This is a genomic window from Rhodococcus phenolicus (assembly GCF_001646785.1).
Classification (GTDB): Bacteria; Actinomycetota; Actinomycetes; order Mycobacteriales; family Mycobacteriaceae; genus Rhodococcus; species Rhodococcus phenolicus.
In genome coordinates this window covers 1-1,135 of sequence record NZ_LRRH01000226.1, presented here as the reverse complement: position 1 = coordinate 1,135, position 1,135 = coordinate 1, and the positions used below count along the sequence as shown (strand labels likewise).

Annotated in this window: 1 protein-coding gene; it reads right to left on the bottom strand. The window is 62.2% G+C overall.

What is annotated here, in order from left to right:
- Positions 1-85: 85 nt before the first annotated feature.
- Positions 86-685: a TetR/AcrR family transcriptional regulator gene (locus A8G15_RS29055; protein WP_068166658.1), complete on the bottom strand. Its 600-nt coding sequence runs from the start codon at positions 683-685 to the stop codon at positions 86-88.
- Between the last annotated feature and the right edge of the window lie 450 nt (positions 686-1,135).

Sequence of the window (1,135 nt, the reverse complement as noted above, 5' to 3'; positions counted from 1 at the left end):
GGGGGCCTCCGGCTTTTGTGGTTTGTGGGTTTTTGCGGTGTGGTGATGGGAGCCTTGGGTCGGTCAGAACGAATATTGGTTCCCATCACCCGGAAGGGGTGGGCCGGGGGCCTTCGAGGGCGTGGAACCAGTGCTCGACGCGACTCACGGTTTCGGCGTGCCCGCCGGTGACGCCGAGCGAGTCCTCCATGATGATCACCCGGGACAGGCTTGTCATGAGGACCGATGCCACCACCGGTGGGAGGTCCGCGTGTTCGATTCCGTAGCGGTCGAGTACGGCGGCGATCGCGTCGGCTTGCTCGCGTCTGAATTGTTCTGAGTACTCGGCTATTTGGGCTCGCAGAGCCGGCCGATGCCGGGACAGTGCGATGAATTCCATGGTCAGTGCAACGCCGGCGGGATTGGTGCTGAAGTCCCACAGAGCCCACAGCGGCTGAGGCGAAGCCAATGCTGTTGCTTGGTATTCCAGGCCCTCTTCGGCTCGCCGTCGGAACACCTCGAACAGCAACTCGTCCATGTTCCGGAAGTAGTAGTGCACCAATTGTGGCTTGAGCCCGGCTTCTTCGGCGATACGGCGCGATGAGACCGCGGCGTAGCCGTGTTCGATCATGACTCTTTCGGCGGCGTCGAGCAGTACCGTCCGATTCTTCGCATCGGGAGCCCCGATTCTGCGCGGCGATGCCATGCGCGTCGTCCACCTCCAAGGATTCGCACATCGGGTTGTGTGCTCGCATCGTAGGCGTCCGAGTCGCGAATGTGGCCACTATGTCCCGCTACTTCGGCGATGCGAACTTTCCGGCAGGTTTGTGAAGGGTCACCACCTGGGGAGATTCCGCGATCCCGGCGATCGGGGGAGCAGTGGATATGACAAGCGTGACGAGTGGTCGACTTGTCCGATTCGCGGTCGCCGGGGACCTGTCTGCTCCTGATCCGTTGTGGGGATTGAGGACCGGACGGTCGGAGCCGGTGCGAGCGTAAGTGTGATTATAAACCAGCCGGTAGCCGTATGTGACCTTGACCACGTTCTGCAAGGCGTGCTATCCATGTGCTCAGCATCGCTAGGCGACTGCTCAGCATCGGGGGATGGGACCTTCGGCCCGGCCCGCCCCAAGCGTCCAGACAGGAGCTGCCGTGA